We start from the raw sequence: 16,095 nt of genomic DNA, 5'->3' as shown, positions 1-16,095 counted from the left end.
TCTCGACACTCGGCTGGCCGGATGAGACGCCGGAACTCGCGCGCTACTATCCGACGAACGTCCTCGTCACCGGCTTCGACATCATTTTCTTCTGGGTTGCCCGCATGATGATGATGGGCCTGCATTTCATGAAGGATGAGAACGGCGAGCCGGTCGAGCCGTTCAACACGGTCTATGTCCACGCCTTGGTTCGCGACAAGAACGGTCAGAAGATGTCGAAGTCCAAGGGCAACGTCATCGACCCGCTCGAACTGATCGACCAGTACGGTGCCGATTCGCTGCGCTTTACGCTGGCAATCATGGCCGCACAGGGCCGCGACGTGAAGCTCGACCCGGCCCGCATCGCCGGCTACCGCAACTTCGGCACCAAGCTTTGGAACGCCACGCGCTTTGCCGAGATGAACGGCGCCAAGAGCGATCCGCATTTCGTGCCGGAGGCGGCTGAACTCACCGTCAACCGCTGGATTCTGACGGAGCTGGCGCGTGCTGAGCGCGATGTGACCGAAGCGCTCGTAAGCTTCCGCTTTAATGATGCTGCGGGCGCGCTTTATCGCTTCATCTGGAACCAGTTCTGCGACTGGTATCTCGAGCTCTTGAAGCCGATCTTCAGCGGTGACGACGTGTCCGCCAAGGCGGAGGCTCAGTCCTGCGCTGCCTATGTTCTCGAAGAGACCTACAAGCTGCTGCATCCCTTCATGCCGTTCATGACGGAAGAGCTTTGGGCGCATACCGCGGGCGAGGGCAAGGAGCGTGACGGCCTTATCTGCCACGCCGACTGGCCGGCGCCGTCCTACGCCGACGATGTCGCCGCCGACGAAATCAACTGGCTGATCGATCTCGTCTCCGGCATTCGCTCGGTTCGCGCGGAAATGAACGTGCCGCCGGCAGCCACTGCGCCGTTGGTCGTCGTCGATGCGAACAGCCTGACGCGCGAACGCATCTTCCGCCACGACGCCGCCATCAAGCGGCTGGCGCGCGTGGAAACGGTTTCGCTTGCCGATACCGCGCCGAAGGGGGCCGCGCAGATCGTTGTCGGCGAGGCGACCGTCTGCCTGCCGCTCGGCAGCCTCATCGATCTCTCCGCCGAAAAAGCGCGTCTCGAAAAAGCGATCGCCAAGAACGATCAGGAGATCGCCCGCATCACGGGCAAGCTTTCGAACGAGAAGTTCGTCGCCAACGCGAACCCGGATGTCGTTTCCGCCGAGCGCGAACGTCTCGGCGAACTCGAAGGGCAGCAGGTCAGCCTCAAGGTGGCGCTAGCGCGGGTCAGCGAGGCTGGCTGAGCAGGTCGCGCAAAAGTGCCTGGCGCTTTTGCAACAGCGGCATGCCGGGCATCAAAAAGGCCTGAGGCGCCGGGAGCGAATCCGGATGGTCGCGACTCGCTTCGGGAGCAATGGAATTCAAGCACTTTGGAGAAAGCGCTCGGCATTCGCCGGGTGCTTTTTCGTTTCTTCCCTCGATTCGATGTGGATTGTCCGGATCGGATGCTTTGGGTCGTCGTCAGTTTCGCACAGGCGAAACGGATTACCCTTAAAATTGGTAGTTATTCTCGAAAAGCTGAACTGTTGTCAGATTGTAACAGAATTGTTGCTATGAAGAATGATAATCTATGTGGGGATTAAAATGTTATTCAAAAAGAAAAATTTACCTAATGAAATAGATGTTTCGAGCCATGGTTCGTTTTCTTACGTAAATCGATCGCTCTCTTATATGGCCGGGGCTCGCGCGCGCCGCATTGCCAACTCCCATGATCATCGCAACAATCAAATAAATGAATGCACCAGTGGGGGAGACACAATGGCATTTTCTGTTGCGTTGAGGGGCGCGGTCGCACTCGTCATCAGCTCATCTTTCGCAAGCGCCGCTTTCGCTGGCGGTCTTGATCGTGGCGGCTACGATATCGATCTGCTTTTCGACAAGGGGCGTTATGTTTTCGAATCCGGCATCACTTATGTCATGCCCGACCGCAAGCTGAAGAACGCCAAGGATATCAATCCGGCTGACGGCAATCTCAACAATCGCAGCCATTCGACCGATGCCTCTGATAATTATGCAATCCCTTATGTGGCCTTCAAGATCGGCATTACCGATGATCTCGACTGCATGGCCGACTATTCCCAGCCTTTCGGCGGACATCTCAATGAAGGCCTGAACTGGGCTGGTGCCAATAACGAATCCGAAGTCAAAGTCCGCACCAACAACTACTCGGCCACCTGCTCTTACAAGTTCGATGCCGGCCCGGGTCAGTTGCGCCTGATCGGCGGCGGCTTCTATCAGGAAGTGAGCGGCTACAAGTCGCGACTGGTCTACGCCACTCCGGCGCCGATTTCGGCGGTTTACAATGGCGTCGGTTCGCTCGATGTCGATGGGCATGGCTGGGGCTGGCGTGCCGGCATTGCTTACGAAATCCCGGAATACGCCTTCCGCACGAGCCTCGTCTACAATAGCCAGGTCAAATACGACAACCTCAAGGGTAGCGTCGATCTGACCGAAGTGCCGCCGGCCGTCGTTCCGGGATTTGCCGGCAAGATGACCTCCGTTTTCGGCTCCGCCAAAGCGCCGGATTCGCTGGAATGGAAGGTGCAGTCCGGTATTGCGCCGGACTGGCTCGCCTTCGGCTCGGTCAAGTGGACCAATTGGAGCATTCTGCAGAGCATCGCTCTCTGCCCGACGTCGACGCGCAGCATCTCGTGCAAGTCCAATGGCCCGACGGAACTGACTTCGCTCGATTTGCTCTATCGTGACGGCTGGACCATCACCGGCGGCGTGGGACATAAGTTCAATGACAAATGGAGCGGTGCCGTCAGCCTGACCTGGGATCGCGGCACGAGCGAGGGTTACGGCATGAATTCGGATACCTGGACCCTCGGTGCAGGCGTGGCATACAAGGCAACCGAACATGTCCAGTTCAATTTTGGCGGCGCTCTCGGCCTCATGACCAGCGGAAAGTCCGGACCGATCACACGCGGCGGCACCGTTTACGGAAACGATGCGACCTACAGCTTCGGCAACGACTTGGTTGCAGCTCTTCAAACCTCGGTCAAAGTCAGCTTCTGACGATAAGCCATTGAATCGAAGAGGTTTTTCGGCAATCCCTTCCTCTCGTCTTCAGCATCGCGAACCCTTTCAGGCTTCGCGATGTTTCCTTATGTGATTTGGGAAGTGGAGCGTGAACCGCACCTTTTGCCCGATTTATGGTTAAGGAAATTTCAAGTCCGATAAAATTTTTGTGACGAATTGGCAACACTCTATTTCAAGACATTGCAGCCGCGTGATCAGATTACAATTTGTCCATTTCCCGCCACAAATGGGGAGCAGCGATTACGTGGGCACAGGGGTAAGCCTTGTAGAAAGTGCATAAGCGGTCGATGGGTGAACTTCCACTTTGGCATAAGCAACAATCCGGGATCGGAGCAGCGATGTTTCCGATGCAGCGAAAAAGTCCTTGCCTGCCAAGGGAGGCCGTCGGCCGAGCGATCTTCGATCTTATTTATCGGAAAGCGGATAAGAGCGCGCCTTCGGCGGTGAGTCGCGGTAGCGGTCGCACACATGCTGGTTTCGACATAATTGCAGGCTATGCTCGCAATTGTGGCAGACGGCTTCGGTTGAATGCCACGAAAACCTTCCTTCCGGGGGATGATCCAGTCTTGTGCGCCATCAGGGAAAACATTCGCAAAGCTGTCGGCGTGCATGCGAACGCTGCGGCAGATGCGAATGGAGCGAAAGAAATCGACTGTTATGTTTAAGTCCGAGTTCATATCAGCGAGAGTCATGATGCTCAGCCTGTCCCTTGCCACTGCCGTGGCGCTGGCGGGCCAAGCGAGGGCATTCGATATCAATGCCGGCGTCACCAAGGAATCGGGTCCGTTCGATCTCTTCAAGTTCGGCTTCAAGGCCTATAAGAACGGACAGAAGGAAGAGGCGGTCGAAGCCTATCGTTACGCCGCCGAAAAGGGTCATACCGGCTCCCGCTGGGCTCTGGCCAATATGTATGCCGATGGCGATGGCGTCACGCAGAACGATTTCGAAGCCTTCAAGATCTATAGCGAAATCGCCCAGCAGGGCGTGGAGCCTGGTTCTGAAGATACGGGCTTCTTCATCAACGCGCTGCTGGCGCTTGCGAGCTACTACAAGACCGGTATTGCCAACAGCCCGGTCAAGATCGATCTCAACCAGGCCCGCCAGCTCTATTTCCAGGTTGCCTCGACATTCGGCGTTCCCGAGGCGCAATTTCAGCTAGCGCAGATGATGCTGTCGGGCGAGGGCGGCGCGACCAATGTCCAGCAGGCCAAGAAATGGCTGAACCAGGCGCGCAAAAGCGGCCATCCGGGCGCCATGGCCGTTTTCGGCAATCTTCTGTTCCAGGAAGGCCAATCGATCCGCGGCCTGGCCTTCATGACCGCGGCACTCGACAAGTGCAAGCCGAAGGACTGCGGCTGGATGGAAGACATGCAGGAGCAGGCTTTCTCCATTGCCAACGAGAACGACCGCCGCGTCGCTGTCTCCATGGCCCATCAGCTCGATGTTGCGGGCTCCGATTGATCGGCGCCGCAATCGGGATTCCGACCGGCAGGGATAGGATAGCCTTTCCCGATCAGGATTGAAGCTTAATTGCCGAAATCAAGATGTGCGACGACAGGCACATGGTCTGAGGGTTTTTCCCAGGCGCGCACATGTTTCTCGATGGCCGCCGCGGTAAGGCGGTCGGCAGCTTCCGGAGACAGCATCAGGTGATCGATGCGGATGCCATTGTTTTTCGGCCAGGCGCCGGCCTGATAGTCCCAGAATGAATAGAGCTTCACCGCATCTGTGGTCGCGCGGACTGCATCGGTAAAGCCAAGATGTTCGAGTTGACGGAAAGCTTGGCGCGTCTGCGGCAGAAAGAGCGCGTCGCTCTCCCAGACCTTCGGGTCGAAGCAGTCGTGCGGCTCCGGTATGACATTGTAGTCGCCGGCGAGTATCAGGGGCTCTTCGAGAGCCAGGCGTTCCAAGGCGAATTTGCGCAGGCGTTCCATCCAGCCGAGCTTATAGGGGTATTTTTCCGTATCGACGGGGTTGCCGTTCGGCAGATAAAGGCAGCAGACCCGCAAGGCGCCGTGTCCTTCAACGGAGAACACCGCTTCGATGAAGCGGGCCTGTTCGTCGCTATCGTCCCCCGGCAAGCCGCGCGTCACTTCGTCCGGCTTGGTCTTCGAGAGAATCGCAACGCCATTGAAGCCCTTTTGCCCATGTGTTTCGACGTGATAGCCGAGCGCCTCGATCTCCAGCCTGGGAAAGCCTTCGTCGATCGTCTTGATCTCCTGCAGGCAGACGATGTCCGGGTTCGAGTCCTTCAGCCACTGGCAGAGGTTCTCGATACGCGCTTTGACGCCGTTGATGTTCCAGGTGGCGATTTTCATGGGCGGCTCATTCCTTTGCTTCGCCCTGTTGTATCCGCAGCCGGTGAGCTTGACTACAGCCCATATAAGAACCGGCCCGAAGCGAAGGCTCCCGGCCGGTCATCAAACTGTGGAAAAGCGGGTGTGTGGATCAGATGGCAAAACTCGTGCCGCAGCCGCAGCTTGCGACGGCATTCGGATTCTTGATCTGAAAAGATTGTCCGAGAAGATTGTCGACGAAATCGATCTCGGAACCCGCCATATAGACCAGCGACAGCTGATCGATCAGGACGGTCGCATTATCCTTTTCGACAATGATATCGTCAGCTTCGGGGCCTTCGACGAGATCGAATTTATAGGAAAAACCCGAGCAGCCGCCGCCTTCGACAGCGACACGAAGGGCGCGTTTTCCGGCATCTGCGCCGACAATGGCAGCGATTCGCTTGGCTGCGGCATCCGATAGGGTAACACTTGTCTCAGTCATGTCTTCCTCCTGCCGGGGTCAAGATCCGGAGAGAACCAATAAGCCGCCGAACTTTCAAACGGCTGATATCCGTGGCCTTTATCATGAAAGTCAGGCCGGCGACAGCTATGGTTTCCTGGTTGAGCCACACACCATTTTGCTGTTTTCTGGTCTATAGGTATGAAGGCTGCAAAGCGGCGTCAATGGGCTGGGATGTACGAAGCGCAGGCGGCTGTCCGCGTCGCAAGCAAAGCCAGGGACCGAATGCAGGGAAACGACTGTCGCGCCGATGGCGGTGCGGGAGCCAAATGCCGGAATGGATTGATAATGACGATTGATACGCATGCATTGGGTTTCGGGTATGGGGAAAAGGCAGCCTATGCAACAAATCCCTGGGAATCGCGCGGAAGGCTCTATGAAGAAGGATCGAGCCCGACACGCTCCGAATTCCAGCGCGATCGCGACCGGATCGTCCATACGACCGCTTTCCGGCGGTTGAAGCACAAGACGCAGGTCTTCATTGCTCAGGATGGCGATCATTATCGCACCCGGCTGACGCATACGATCGAAGTCGCGCAGATTGCCCGCGCCCTGGCGAGAGCCTTGAAGCTGGATGAAGATCTCGCGGAAGGCGTGGCGCTTGTCCACGATTTCGGCCATACGCCCTTCGGCCATACCGGCGAGGATGCGTTGCATGAGGTGCTGCTGCCCTACGGCGGCTTCGATCACAATGCCCAATCCCTGCGTATCGTGACGAAGCTCGAGCGCCGTTATGCCGATTTCGATGGGCTCAATCTGACCTGGGAAACGCTTGAAGGCCTAGTCAAGCACAATGGCCCGCTGATGACGCCTGACGGCAAGGGTATCCGCGGGCCGGTGCCGCAGCCGATCCTCGATTATTGCGAGATCCACGATCTCGAAATCGCCTCCTATGCCAGCCTTGAGGCGCAGGTCGCCGCAATCGCCGATGATATCGCCTACAACACACATGACATCGACGACGGCCTGCGTTCCGGCTATTTGACTTTCGACATGCTGGAGGAAGTACCCTTTCTCGCCGGGCTGATGGCCGAGGTGAGGGCGCGCTACCCGCACCTGGAGCCGAGCCGCTTCACGCACGAGATCATGCGTCGGCAGATCACCCGAATGGTGGAGGATGTCATTGCCGTTTCGCAGCAGGCACTCGCAGAGGTGAAGCCGGGCAATGTGGCCGACATCCGCGCCGCCGGCCGGATCGTCGCAACGTTTTCGCCGGACATGGCGGAGACCGACAGGCTGATCAAGCGGATGCTGTTCAAGCGCATCTATCGCCATCCCGACATCATGCGCATCCGTGCGGGCGCGGCGCAGATCGTCACCGATCTCTTCCATGCCTATATGGACAATCCCAAGGAGATGCAGAGCCACTATTGGGTCGATCATATCGCCGGACTTTCGATCGCTCCCAAGGCAAGGCATGTGGGCGACTATCTGGCCGGCATGACGGATACCTACGCCATCAGCGCTCACAAGCGCCTGTTTGACCAGACTCCCGATTTGCGGTAGGCAGCGGCGGCGTCGGGCCGATAGCGGTCCGTCCAACTATGCGTGGACCATATCATGAACCTTTTCACCGACTTCGAAGTAAGAATTAAGAACGCTCTCGAGCAAATTGATATTGTGCGGGAAAAGCGATCTGAGCTCGACTTCGGACGTATTGGCGTTGAGCCGCCGCGAGACGCCAGCCACGGCGATATCGCCACGAATGCGGCCATGGTCCTGTCCAAGCCGTTGGGCACGAATCCGCGTGCGCTTGCCGAAATTATCGTCGCCAAGCTGAAGGAAGATGCCGACGTCGCCGAGGTTTCGGTTGCCGGCCCCGGCTTCATCAATATCCGTCTTTCGGTCGGCTATTGGCAGCGGCTGCTATCCACGATGATTGCGGAAGGCGAAAAGTTCGGCCGTTCTAAGCTCGGCGAGGGACAGAAGGTCAACGTCGAGTACGTCTCGGCCAATCCGACCGGACCGATGCATGTCGGCCATTGCCGCGGCGCCGTCGTCGGCGACGCGCTGGCGAACCTGCTGGCCTTCTCCGGCTACGAGGTCACCAAGGAATATTACATCAACGACGCCGGCTCGCAGATCGACGTGCTGGCGCGCTCCGTCTTCATTCGCTACCGCGAAGCGCTCGGCGAGCAGGTCGGCGAAATCCCGGCCGGCCTCTATCCCGGCGATTATCTCGTTCCGGTCGGCGAGGCGCTCGCCCAGGAGTTCGGCACGAAGCTGCGCGGCATGCCGGAAGAGCAGTGGCTTCCGATCGTCAAGGATCGCGCCATCGACGCGATGATGGCGATGATCAAGGAAGATCTCGAGGCGCTGAACGTCCATCATGACGTCTTCTTCTCCGAGCGCACCTTGCATGCCAACGGCGCGGCTCTCATCCGCACAGCAATCAACGATCTGACCTTCAAGGGCCATGTCTACAAGGGCGCGCTGCCGCCGCCGAAGGGGCAGTTGCCGGAAGACTGGGAAGACCGCGAGCAGACGCTTTTCCGCTCGACTGAGGTCGGCGACGATATCGATCGCCCGCTGATCAAGTCGGACGGTTCCTATACTTACTTTGCCGCCGACGTCGCTTACTTCAAGAACAAGTTCGACCGCGGCTTCAACGAGATGATCTACATTCTCGGCGCCGACCATGGAGGCTACGTCAAGCGGCTTGAAGCGGTCGCGCGGGGCGTTTCCGATGGTGCGGCAAAGCTGACGGTGCTTCTCTGCCAGCTCGTCAAGCTGTATCGAAACGGCGAGCCGGTGAAGATGTCGAAGCGTTCGGGCGATTTCGTCACGCTGCGCGAAGTCGTCGATGAAGTCGGCCGCGATTCGGTGCGCTTCATGATGCTCTACCGGAAGAATTCCGAGCCTCTGGACTTCGATTTCGCCAAGGTCACCGAGCAATCGAAGGACAATCCGGTATTCTACGTGCAGTATGCGCATGCGCGCTGCATGTCGGTCTTCCGCCAGGCCAAGGAAGCCTTCCCCGACCTCGATATCACCTCGCTCGACCTGTCCAAGGCCGTCGTCGGTGCGATCTCCGATCCCACTGAATTGCAGTTGATTGCGAAGATTGCGGAATTCCCGCGAATCATTGAAGCTGCGGCACAGTCTCAGGAACCGCATCGCATCGCTTTTTATCTTTACGATTTGGCCAGTTCCTTCCATGGACACTGGAATAAAGGTAAAGATTTACCGGAATTACGTTTTGTTAACGATAAGAACCGAGAATTGAGCATAGCCAGACTTGGGCTGGTGTACGCTGTCGCGTCGGTTTTGAAGTCAGGTCTTGGTATAACCGGGACCGCAGCACCGGACGAAATGCGATAAACGTCACCATTTACCCACATTGCGCTGGCATTAGTTGAAGCGTTTTCGAGTGGAACGGTGATGGCAGAAAAACAGTTGGCGTATCGCGCAAGCGGAAACGACGAGTTCTTTGCGGATGATGATCCGCTGGCAGAACTCGCTCGTATCGTAGGTTTCGAGCCGCGCCCCGCTGCTCAGGCAGCTCCTGCGGCTCAACGGCAGGAGCCGGCCTTCAATCTCGAAGACGAACTTCTCCGTGAGTTCGAGCGGTATGATACGCCGCGAATGAGTCCGGCAAATGACATTTCTGCTCCGGCGGAACAAGTCTCGTCTCCCGGCCATGAGCAGGCTTCGCATCTTACTGAGCCGGTGCGGCCGGAACCCACCTTTGCCGAGCCTCGGTTTGTCGAGCCCGCTCCGCAGGTCGCGGCTCCGGTCAAGCCGACGATCGGTGCCCGCGATTTGATCGACGAGCTGGAAATGTCGATAGCGCCGGTTCTGCAGCCGGCGCAGAAAGCTGCGCCCGTCGAGCCGCCGGCAGTCGCGCCCGTTGCCAAGACGCCGCAGTCGGCCGCCGCCACCATGCGGTTGCCGATCGCCAATTTCACGCTTGCAACGCCCGCTGCGCCGCGCGAGCAGCCCGCACCAGCCGCCGCTCCGTCCGTTGCTGCGCCGGCACCGACTTCGGCCGTTGAGGAGGCCATGTTCGATGGCGCCCTCGATTTCGAAGTGTTTGATCCCGTGGAGCCTTCGCGTGCTCCGCAGGCTGCATCGCAACCTGTCGCAGTTCAGCCGGCTCCCGCCGTCTTCAAGGCGCCCGAGCCGCCAAAGGTCGCCAAGGCTGATCCGGCTGCACTTTCCGCCGAGATCGATGCGCTGCTGGCCGATGTGAACCGCTATCCGGTTCCGTCCAGGGTCAGCGCACCCGCAGCGAAGGAAGAACCGGATTTCGGGAGTTTCGACGTTTCGTTCCCTGAGCCGGCAGTCCTGCCCGTCACGCAGGCGGCTGTGGCACAGCACGAAGAACCCGAGCCGATCACCTTCGGTGCAGAAGACCCGTTTGCCGGTCAGGATTTCGAGTTCGATCTGGCCGATATCGAAATGGAGCTTGCTGGCCTCGATTTCGCCGAAGCCGACAAGTCTCCCGCTCCAAGGCAGCCGGCGCCGGCCGCGCCGATCGCGGAGACAATCGTTTCCCGCGCGACGCCGGTTGCGTCGGCACCGGTCGCGCCAATGTTTGCGGCTGTCGCGCCGCAGCCGATTCATGCCGCGCCGGCACCCGTTGCGCCTGCCGCACATGCGGCGGCACCGGTATTTGAAGCCGATCAGCCGCTGCCTTTCGACCCGACGGAAATTTCCGAGACGGAAGATCGCGTCGAAACCTTCGAAGGGTCGCACGTTCCGCATCTGCCTGCGATCGAACCGGAAGAGCCGGTCGCGGTTTCGCCAGAATTTGATTTCGATCTCGATTCGGAAATGGCGAGCCTGCTGGGTTCCCCGCCCAGGGAAGCCGCGCCCGAGCCGATCAAGCCGGCCGTTGCCGCAGCGCTCGGCGGTGCCGCAGTCGCCGCTTCCTGGTCAAAAAATGCGGCCGCCCAGCCCGCCGCGCCCGTTGCAAAGCAGCCTATGGAGGAGTTCGACGAGTTCGAGCGTGCGTTGGAAGAGGACTTCCGCCGCAGCTACCGCGAAGCCTCCAATCCTGTCGAGAATGTCGCCAGGATGACGCTGGATCCGGCCGCGGGCAGCCGCCGTCCGGTTCGCTCGGTACGTGGCATCGTCACGACCGCCGCTGTCGTCGCAGCTCTTGGCGTCGGTGCCTATGGCGCCTACAGCTGGGTCCGCCACGGGACGCCGATCTCCAGCTTCTCCGGTGAGCCGCGCGTGATCGCGGCCGATAGCGGCCCGGTGAAGGTCGCTCCGGAAAATCCGGGTGGCACCGTCGTTCCCAACCAGAACAAGGCCGTTTATGACCGTGTTGCCGGCGACAGTACCGCGGCGCCGAAGCAGAAGGAGCTTGTCTCTTCCAACGAGCAACCGGTCGATGTCGTTCAGAAGACGCTCATTCCCGAATCGATATCCCCGGACGACGGCAGCGGCGATCAGGCAACGTCGACGCCGGTCGGCGACACCCAGGATCCGCGCCTGCTGCCAAACCAGAATGGCGGGAACACCAATGTCGCCTCCAACGGCGACGACCAGGTGCCAGCCGTATCGCCGCGCAAGGTCCGCACGATGATCGTCAAGCCGGACGGCTCGCTGGTGCCGCGTGATGAACCGGCGGTTGATACGACGACCGCCGTCAAGCCGGCGAACAATCAGGTCGCGTCTGCGAGCCCGCGTCCAGCCGTAACCAACGCGCCGCCGGCAGCCCAGGCTGATGATGGCAATGCTCCCAGCGCCGAAAGCACGCCGATCCGCGTCGTCAAGACCAATCCGGTTCCGACGGCCCGCCCGGAACCTGCCAAGGCAAACACAGCCGCTCCGGCACAGGATGCCCAGCCCCAGCCCAAGGTGCAGCCGAAGCAGGTCGCATCAGCGAGCCCGGCAGCAGCCCCGCCTGTGACCTCTGCTGCGAGCGTCGGCGCTTACGGAGTGCAGATTGCGTCGCTGCCAACGGAAGCCGATGCGCAGAAGTCGCAGGCGAACCTCAAGGTCAAGTTCGCCAGCGTCATCGGCAATCATCCGCTCGAGATCCGCAAGGCCGATATCGCCGGCAAGGGCACCTATTATCGTGTCCGCGTCGTTGCCGGAACGAAGGACGAGGCCGCGGCCATCTGCACGCGCTATCGCGCCGCCGGCGGCACCTGCCTGATCTCGAAGTAAGGATCAGATACGAGACTTTGGAGAACGGCGGGCATCGGCCCGCCGTTTTCGTTTGCGCTGCGCTGTTCTTGTGTATCCACACTTGACGTCACTCGCATTTTCCGGCGCAGGCCTTATGATTCGGATATGACCGAATCGAAATCCATGATCCTTGGCTGTAGCGGCCACACCATCACCTCGGAAGAGCGTTCCCTCTATCAGGGAGAGCAGCCCTGGGGCTTTATTCTGTTCGGACGCAACATCTCTGAGCCGGCACAGATCGCCGATCTTGTTGCGTCTCTGCGCGACAGCGTTGGCCGCGATGCTCCTGTTTTCATCGATCAGGAGGGCGGCAGGGTGCAACGCATCCGTCCACCGATCCTGCCGCATTACCCATCGGGGCAGGCGCTGGGCGATATCTATCGGCAGGATCGCGAGCGTGGCCTGCGCGCTGCGTGGCTGATGTCGCGGCTTCATGCCTTCGATTTGCTGAAGTTCGGCATCAATGTCGATTGTCTGCCGGTGCTGGACGTTCCGGTCGCGGGATCGAGCAATGTCATTGGCAACCGCGCGTATGGCGGCGATCCGGTGACGGTGGCGGAAATGGGACGTGCGGCTGCGGAAGGTCTGAAAGCCGGCGGCGTGCTGCCCGTGATGAAGCATATGCCCGGCCATGGCCGCGGCTTCGCGGATTCCCATCACGAGCTGCCTGTCGTCTCGGTGCCGCGTGCCGAGTTGGAAGTCCATGATTTTGCCCCCTTCGTGGCGCTCAAGGACGAGTTGATGGCGATGACGTGCCATGTCGTCTTCACTGATATCGATCCGGAGAATCCGGCCACGACGTCGCGCAAGGTGATCGAGGAGATCATTCGTGGCTACATCGGCTTTGAGGGCCTTCTGCTCTCGGACGATACCTCGATGAACGCGCTGAAGGGTACGATCGGCGAGCGTGCGGCAAATATTGTTGCGGGCGGGTGCGATATCGTGCTGCATTGCAACGGTGTCATGGACGAGATGCTGCAGGTGGTTCGCAATGTTCCCGCACTGACGGGCGCATCGCTGGCAAGGGCCAAGGCGGTCGAAGCGGCATTCGGCAGGAATGACGGTGCCGGCGAAGCCGCGGTTCGCGCGGAATTCGACGCCATGTTCGCGGTGGCATAAAACCGGACTTCGAAGAACGGACGGGTGACAAGGTGAGTGGCAGTACGGACAAGCTCCAGCAATCGGCAGCGCCGATGGACAAGCTCTGGCAGGAAGGCGAGACGCAGCGCGGCTCGCATGAGCAGGCGCTGGTCGTCGATCTTGCCGGCTTTGAAGGGCCGCTGGATCTTCTGCTGCATCTCGCGCGCAACCAAAAGGTCGATCTCGCCCGGATCTCCGTTCTGGCGCTTGCCGAGCAATATCTTCAGTTCATCGACAGCGCCCGGCGCATCCGTATCGAGCTCGCGGCCGATTATCTCGTCATGGCTGCATGGCTCGCCTACCTGAAATCCAAGCTGCTGATCCCGCAGCAAAGCAAGGAAGACGGGCCGACGGGCGAGGAGATGGCGGCAACGCTTGCCTTCCGCCTGAAGCGCCTCGAGGCCATGCGCGACGCGGCTACCGATCTCGTCAATCGCAATCGCCTCGGCCGCGATATCTTCGCCCGCGGCGCGCCGGAGCATATTCCGGATCGACGTCAGTCGGCCTTTGACGCCAGCCTCTACGATCTTTTGACGGCCTATGCGAGCCTGCGTCAACGTCAGGCCGTGACGCAGGTAACTATCGAGAAGCGCCGTGTCTGGTCGCTCGCCGATGCGCGCGCCATTCTGGACCGCATGATCGGCGAGATCACCGATTGGACGGCTCTGGAACATTACCTGCTGAGCTATATGACGACTTCAAGCGAGCGTGTGACGGCGATCGCGAGCGCCTTTGCGGCTTCGCTCGAACTGGTGCGCGAAGGCCAGATGGAAATTCGTCAGGAAGGCGCGTTTCAGCCGCTTTACATGCGGCGCGGGCCGAAGCATTCGTCGCTGGAAGCGGCGGAATAGGGCAGGAAACAGCGTGAGCGAGCCGGACGACGAGCAGCAGCATGTGAACCACGAGGCAGAAGCGGCCGAAGTCGATGAGCGTCAACTTGGTGAGGCCGAGCGCATTGCCGAAGCGCTGGTCTTTGCTTCGGCGCAGCCGGTCTCCGAGGCCTTCATTGCCGAGCGCGTGGCGCGTGGCATCGATGTTCCGGCCGTCATGCAGAAGCTCAAGGCCGATTACGCCATGCGCGGCGTCAATCTCGTGCAGGTGGAGGGCGCATGGGCATTCCGCACGGCGGCGGATCTTTCCTTCGTGATCCGGCGCGATGACAACGAGGTGCGCAAGCTGTCCCGCGCGGCGCTGGAAGTGCTCGCCATCATTGCCTATCACCAGCCGGTGACGCGCGCCGAAATCGAGGATATCAGGGGCGTGCAGACTTCCAAGGGCACGCTCGACGTGTTGATGGAGTCCGGCTGGGTTCGCTTCCGAGGCCGCCGCCGCACCCCTGGGCGGCCGGTCACGCTCGGCACGACACGCGATTTTCTCGATCACTTCGGCCTGGAGGAGCTGCGCGACCTGCCCGGCCTTGAGGAGCTGAAAGGGGCAGGGCTGTTGTCAGGCCGGATTCCCGCCAATTTCAATATCCCGTCGCCATTGATGAACGACGAGCTGACGGAAGACGAGGATCCGATCACGCAGATGGATCTGGAGGAGCTTGGCATCCTGCCGCCGAGCGGCGAAAGTTCCGGCGATTGACCCATTGGCTCGCCCCGGAACGAGGTCGCAATCCCGTTTGCGGATTTTCGCGAAACCGCCGGCAAAGTCTCTCTTTTGCCATTAGTAGGTGCGAATATAAGAAAATCATCCTCTCGGCTTGGAGATGTTTGCCCGCCCGCACCGGCGTTCGTCATCCTGATATGCGTGGATGCCCTGCATTTTGTTGTTTGAAAAACATCCGCAAACGTCTTACATCGGGAAGACACTGTAATTGGGAGTTAAAGCAATGGGTTCTCTAAGCATATGGCACTGGCTCATCGTCCTGGCCATCGCGCTGTTGTTGTTCGGCCGTGGAAAGATCCCGGAGCTGATGGGTGATGTCGCCAAGGGCATCAAGAGCTTCAAGAAAGGCATGAGCGACGACGAAGATACGTCGACGCAGACGGCTTCCCGTACGGTCGAGCACAAGGCTGACGAAACGAAGTAATCATGTCGGCAGGCGCCAAGCCGAGAGGCTTGCCGTTGGCCCAGGAGCCTTTGCATGTTCGATATAGGCTGGTCCGAGCTGGTGATTATTGCTGTCGTTGCTTTGGTGGTGATCGGCCCCAAGGAATTGCCGGCGACCTTGCGGACAATCGGCAAGATGACGGCGCGAGCCAGGAAGGTCGCTGGCGATTTTCGCGCACAGTTCGATGAAGCCATGCGAGAGGCGGATCTGGACGATGTGCGCCAGACGATAGCCGACGCCCAGAAGCTCAATCCGGTCAACTCGCTGCGGGAAGCCATGAACCCGCTGCGGGAGATGGGCAATGAGATAAAGGCCGACCTGCAGCGCACGGCGACGCCGGACAAGGCGGCTCCCGCCGCGACACCCTTGCCGTCCGAGCCGGTTCCCGGTGTCACATCCGGCCTGCCGGAGGCGCTTGCAGCCACGTCCGCCGCGTCTGGCCTATCGGGCAATCAGGCGCCGGCGGTTGCTCTTGCACCGCAGCCTGCTGTTATTGTGAGTGAAACCGCCGGGAAGCCGAAGACCGTTCGCAAGCCTCGCGCCAAGGCGCCGGCCAAGACCGAAGATGTTGCAGCCGCTGTCGTCCAGACTCCCGTTGCGACCGAAAAACCGAAGCGAGCCCCGCGCAAGGTCGCGTCCGCTGCGGCCGTAGAGAAAACGCCTCCAGCTCCCAGGAAGCGCGCGACTGCTACGGCAAGCAAGGCGACACCTAAGACACCCAGGAAGAAGGACCAGGCATGACGGGTGATATCGACGATAAGCCGCAGCCGCTTATCGAACACCTCATGGAATTGCGCACGCGGCTGATCTGGTCGATCGCGGCTTTCTTTATTGCCTTCATCGGATGTTTCGCAGTGGCGAAGCATCTCTTCAAC

Annotated in this window: 14 protein-coding genes; 12 read left to right on the top strand and 2 right to left on the bottom strand. The window is 59.9% G+C overall.

Translation table 11 applies throughout. The features are described from left to right. From Q4Q11_RS25870 to exoR, 3 genes are all read left to right on the top strand, one after another. A partial coding sequence (locus Q4Q11_RS25870; RefSeq protein WP_498571263.1) for a class I tRNA ligase family protein occupies nucleotides 1–1,283 on the top strand: 1,283 nt, incomplete at its 5' end. Nucleotides 1,284–1,797: 514 nt separating this feature from the next. After that, nucleotides 1,798–3,057, top strand: coding sequence for an OmpP1/FadL family transporter (locus tag Q4Q11_RS25865; RefSeq protein ID WP_498571262.1), 1,260 nt, complete (start codon nucleotides 1,798–1,800; stop codon nucleotides 3,055–3,057). Nucleotides 3,058–3,738: 681 nt separating this feature from the next. Then, nucleotides 3,739–4,542, top strand: coding sequence for an exopolysaccharide production regulator ExoR (gene exoR, locus Q4Q11_RS25860; protein ID WP_112507539.1), 804 nt, complete (start codon nucleotides 3,739–3,741; stop codon nucleotides 4,540–4,542). Nucleotides 4,543–4,607: 65 nt separating this feature from the next. Here exoR and xth read toward each other — a convergent pair whose 3' ends face one another. Next, on the bottom strand, nucleotides 4,608–5,399 hold the full coding sequence (gene xth, locus Q4Q11_RS25855) for an exodeoxyribonuclease III (RefSeq protein WP_112507387.1): 792 nt from the start codon (nucleotides 5,397–5,399) through the stop codon (nucleotides 4,608–4,610). Nucleotides 5,400–5,529: 130 nt separating this feature from the next. Then, entirely contained in the window at nucleotides 5,530–5,862 is a 333-nt protein-coding gene (locus tag Q4Q11_RS25850; protein ID WP_112507385.1) for a HesB/IscA family protein, read from the bottom strand. Between the two features lie 306 nt (nucleotides 5,863–6,168). Here Q4Q11_RS25850 and Q4Q11_RS25845 point away from each other — a divergent pair, with 306 nt between their 5' ends. From Q4Q11_RS25845 to Q4Q11_RS25805, 9 genes are all read left to right on the top strand, one after another. Then, a complete protein-coding gene (locus Q4Q11_RS25845; protein ID WP_113214813.1) occupies nucleotides 6,169–7,386 on the top strand; it encodes a deoxyguanosinetriphosphate triphosphohydrolase in 1,218 nt (405 codons plus the stop codon). A gap of 54 nt (nucleotides 7,387–7,440) precedes the next feature. Continuing rightward, complete coding sequence (gene argS / locus Q4Q11_RS25840) at nucleotides 7,441–9,201, top strand: arginine--tRNA ligase (RefSeq protein ID WP_498571261.1); 1,761 nt, start codon at nucleotides 7,441–7,443, stop codon at nucleotides 9,199–9,201. A 60-nt stretch (nucleotides 9,202–9,261) separates the two neighbouring features. Continuing rightward, nucleotides 9,262–12,003, top strand: coding sequence for an SPOR domain-containing protein (locus Q4Q11_RS25835; RefSeq protein WP_498571260.1), 2,742 nt, complete (start codon nucleotides 9,262–9,264; stop codon nucleotides 12,001–12,003). 126 nt (nucleotides 12,004–12,129) lie between these two features. Continuing rightward, nucleotides 12,130–13,143 (top strand): beta-N-acetylhexosaminidase, encoded by a 1,014-nt coding sequence (gene nagZ, locus Q4Q11_RS25830; protein WP_498571259.1) that lies wholly within the window; start codon nucleotides 12,130–12,132, stop codon nucleotides 13,141–13,143. A 74-nt stretch (nucleotides 13,144–13,217) separates the two neighbouring features. Further along, a complete protein-coding gene (locus Q4Q11_RS25825; protein WP_112507377.1) occupies nucleotides 13,218–14,015 on the top strand; it encodes a segregation and condensation protein A in 798 nt (265 codons plus the stop codon). Between the two features lie 43 nt (nucleotides 14,016–14,058). Further along, nucleotides 14,059–14,751: an SMC-Scp complex subunit ScpB gene (gene scpB, locus Q4Q11_RS25820; RefSeq protein WP_498571265.1), complete on the top strand. Its 693-nt coding sequence runs from the start codon at nucleotides 14,059–14,061 to the stop codon at nucleotides 14,749–14,751. A 247-nt stretch (nucleotides 14,752–14,998) separates the two neighbouring features. Then, entirely contained in the window at nucleotides 14,999–15,199 is a 201-nt protein-coding gene (locus Q4Q11_RS25815; protein ID WP_095434759.1) for a twin-arginine translocase TatA/TatE family subunit, read from the top strand. Between the two features lie 54 nt (nucleotides 15,200–15,253). Then, nucleotides 15,254–15,961, top strand: coding sequence for a Sec-independent protein translocase protein TatB (tatB, locus tag Q4Q11_RS25810; protein ID WP_112507373.1), 708 nt, complete (start codon nucleotides 15,254–15,256; stop codon nucleotides 15,959–15,961). Then, nucleotides 15,958–16,095, top strand: a 138-nt coding sequence (locus Q4Q11_RS25805) for a twin-arginine translocase subunit TatC (RefSeq protein ID WP_498571264.1), incomplete at its 3' end; no start/stop codon positions are given. The genes tatB and Q4Q11_RS25805, both read left to right, overlap by 4 nt.

It is taken from the genome of Rhizobium sp. UFLA01-1127 (assembly GCF_059803845.1).
This window is presented reverse-complemented; position numbering and strand designations above follow the sequence as displayed.

Coding starts and splice junctions, on each gene's coding strand:
- Q4Q11_RS25865 (WP_498571262.1), top strand. CDS start 1,798: ATGGCATTTTCTGTTGCGTTGAGGGGCGCGGTCGCACTCGTCATCAGC.
- exoR (WP_112507539.1), top strand. CDS start 3,739: ATGTTTAAGTCCGAGTTCATATCAGCGAGAGTCATGATGCTCAGCCTG.
- xth (WP_112507387.1), bottom strand. CDS start 5,399: ATGAAAATCGCCACCTGGAACATCAACGGCGTCAAAGCGCGTATCGAG.
- Q4Q11_RS25850 (WP_112507385.1), bottom strand. CDS start 5,862: ATGACTGAGACAAGTGTTACCCTATCGGATGCCGCAGCCAAGCGAATC.
- Q4Q11_RS25845 (WP_113214813.1), top strand. CDS start 6,169: ATGACGATTGATACGCATGCATTGGGTTTCGGGTATGGGGAAAAGGCA.
- argS (WP_498571261.1), top strand. CDS start 7,441: ATGAACCTTTTCACCGACTTCGAAGTAAGAATTAAGAACGCTCTCGAG.
- Q4Q11_RS25835 (WP_498571260.1), top strand. CDS start 9,262: ATGGCAGAAAAACAGTTGGCGTATCGCGCAAGCGGAAACGACGAGTTC.
- nagZ (WP_498571259.1), top strand. CDS start 12,130: ATGACCGAATCGAAATCCATGATCCTTGGCTGTAGCGGCCACACCATC.
- Q4Q11_RS25825 (WP_112507377.1), top strand. CDS start 13,218: ATGGACAAGCTCTGGCAGGAAGGCGAGACGCAGCGCGGCTCGCATGAG.
- Q4Q11_RS25815 (WP_095434759.1), top strand. CDS start 14,999: ATGGGTTCTCTAAGCATATGGCACTGGCTCATCGTCCTGGCCATCGCG.
- tatB (WP_112507373.1), top strand. CDS start 15,254: ATGTTCGATATAGGCTGGTCCGAGCTGGTGATTATTGCTGTCGTTGCT.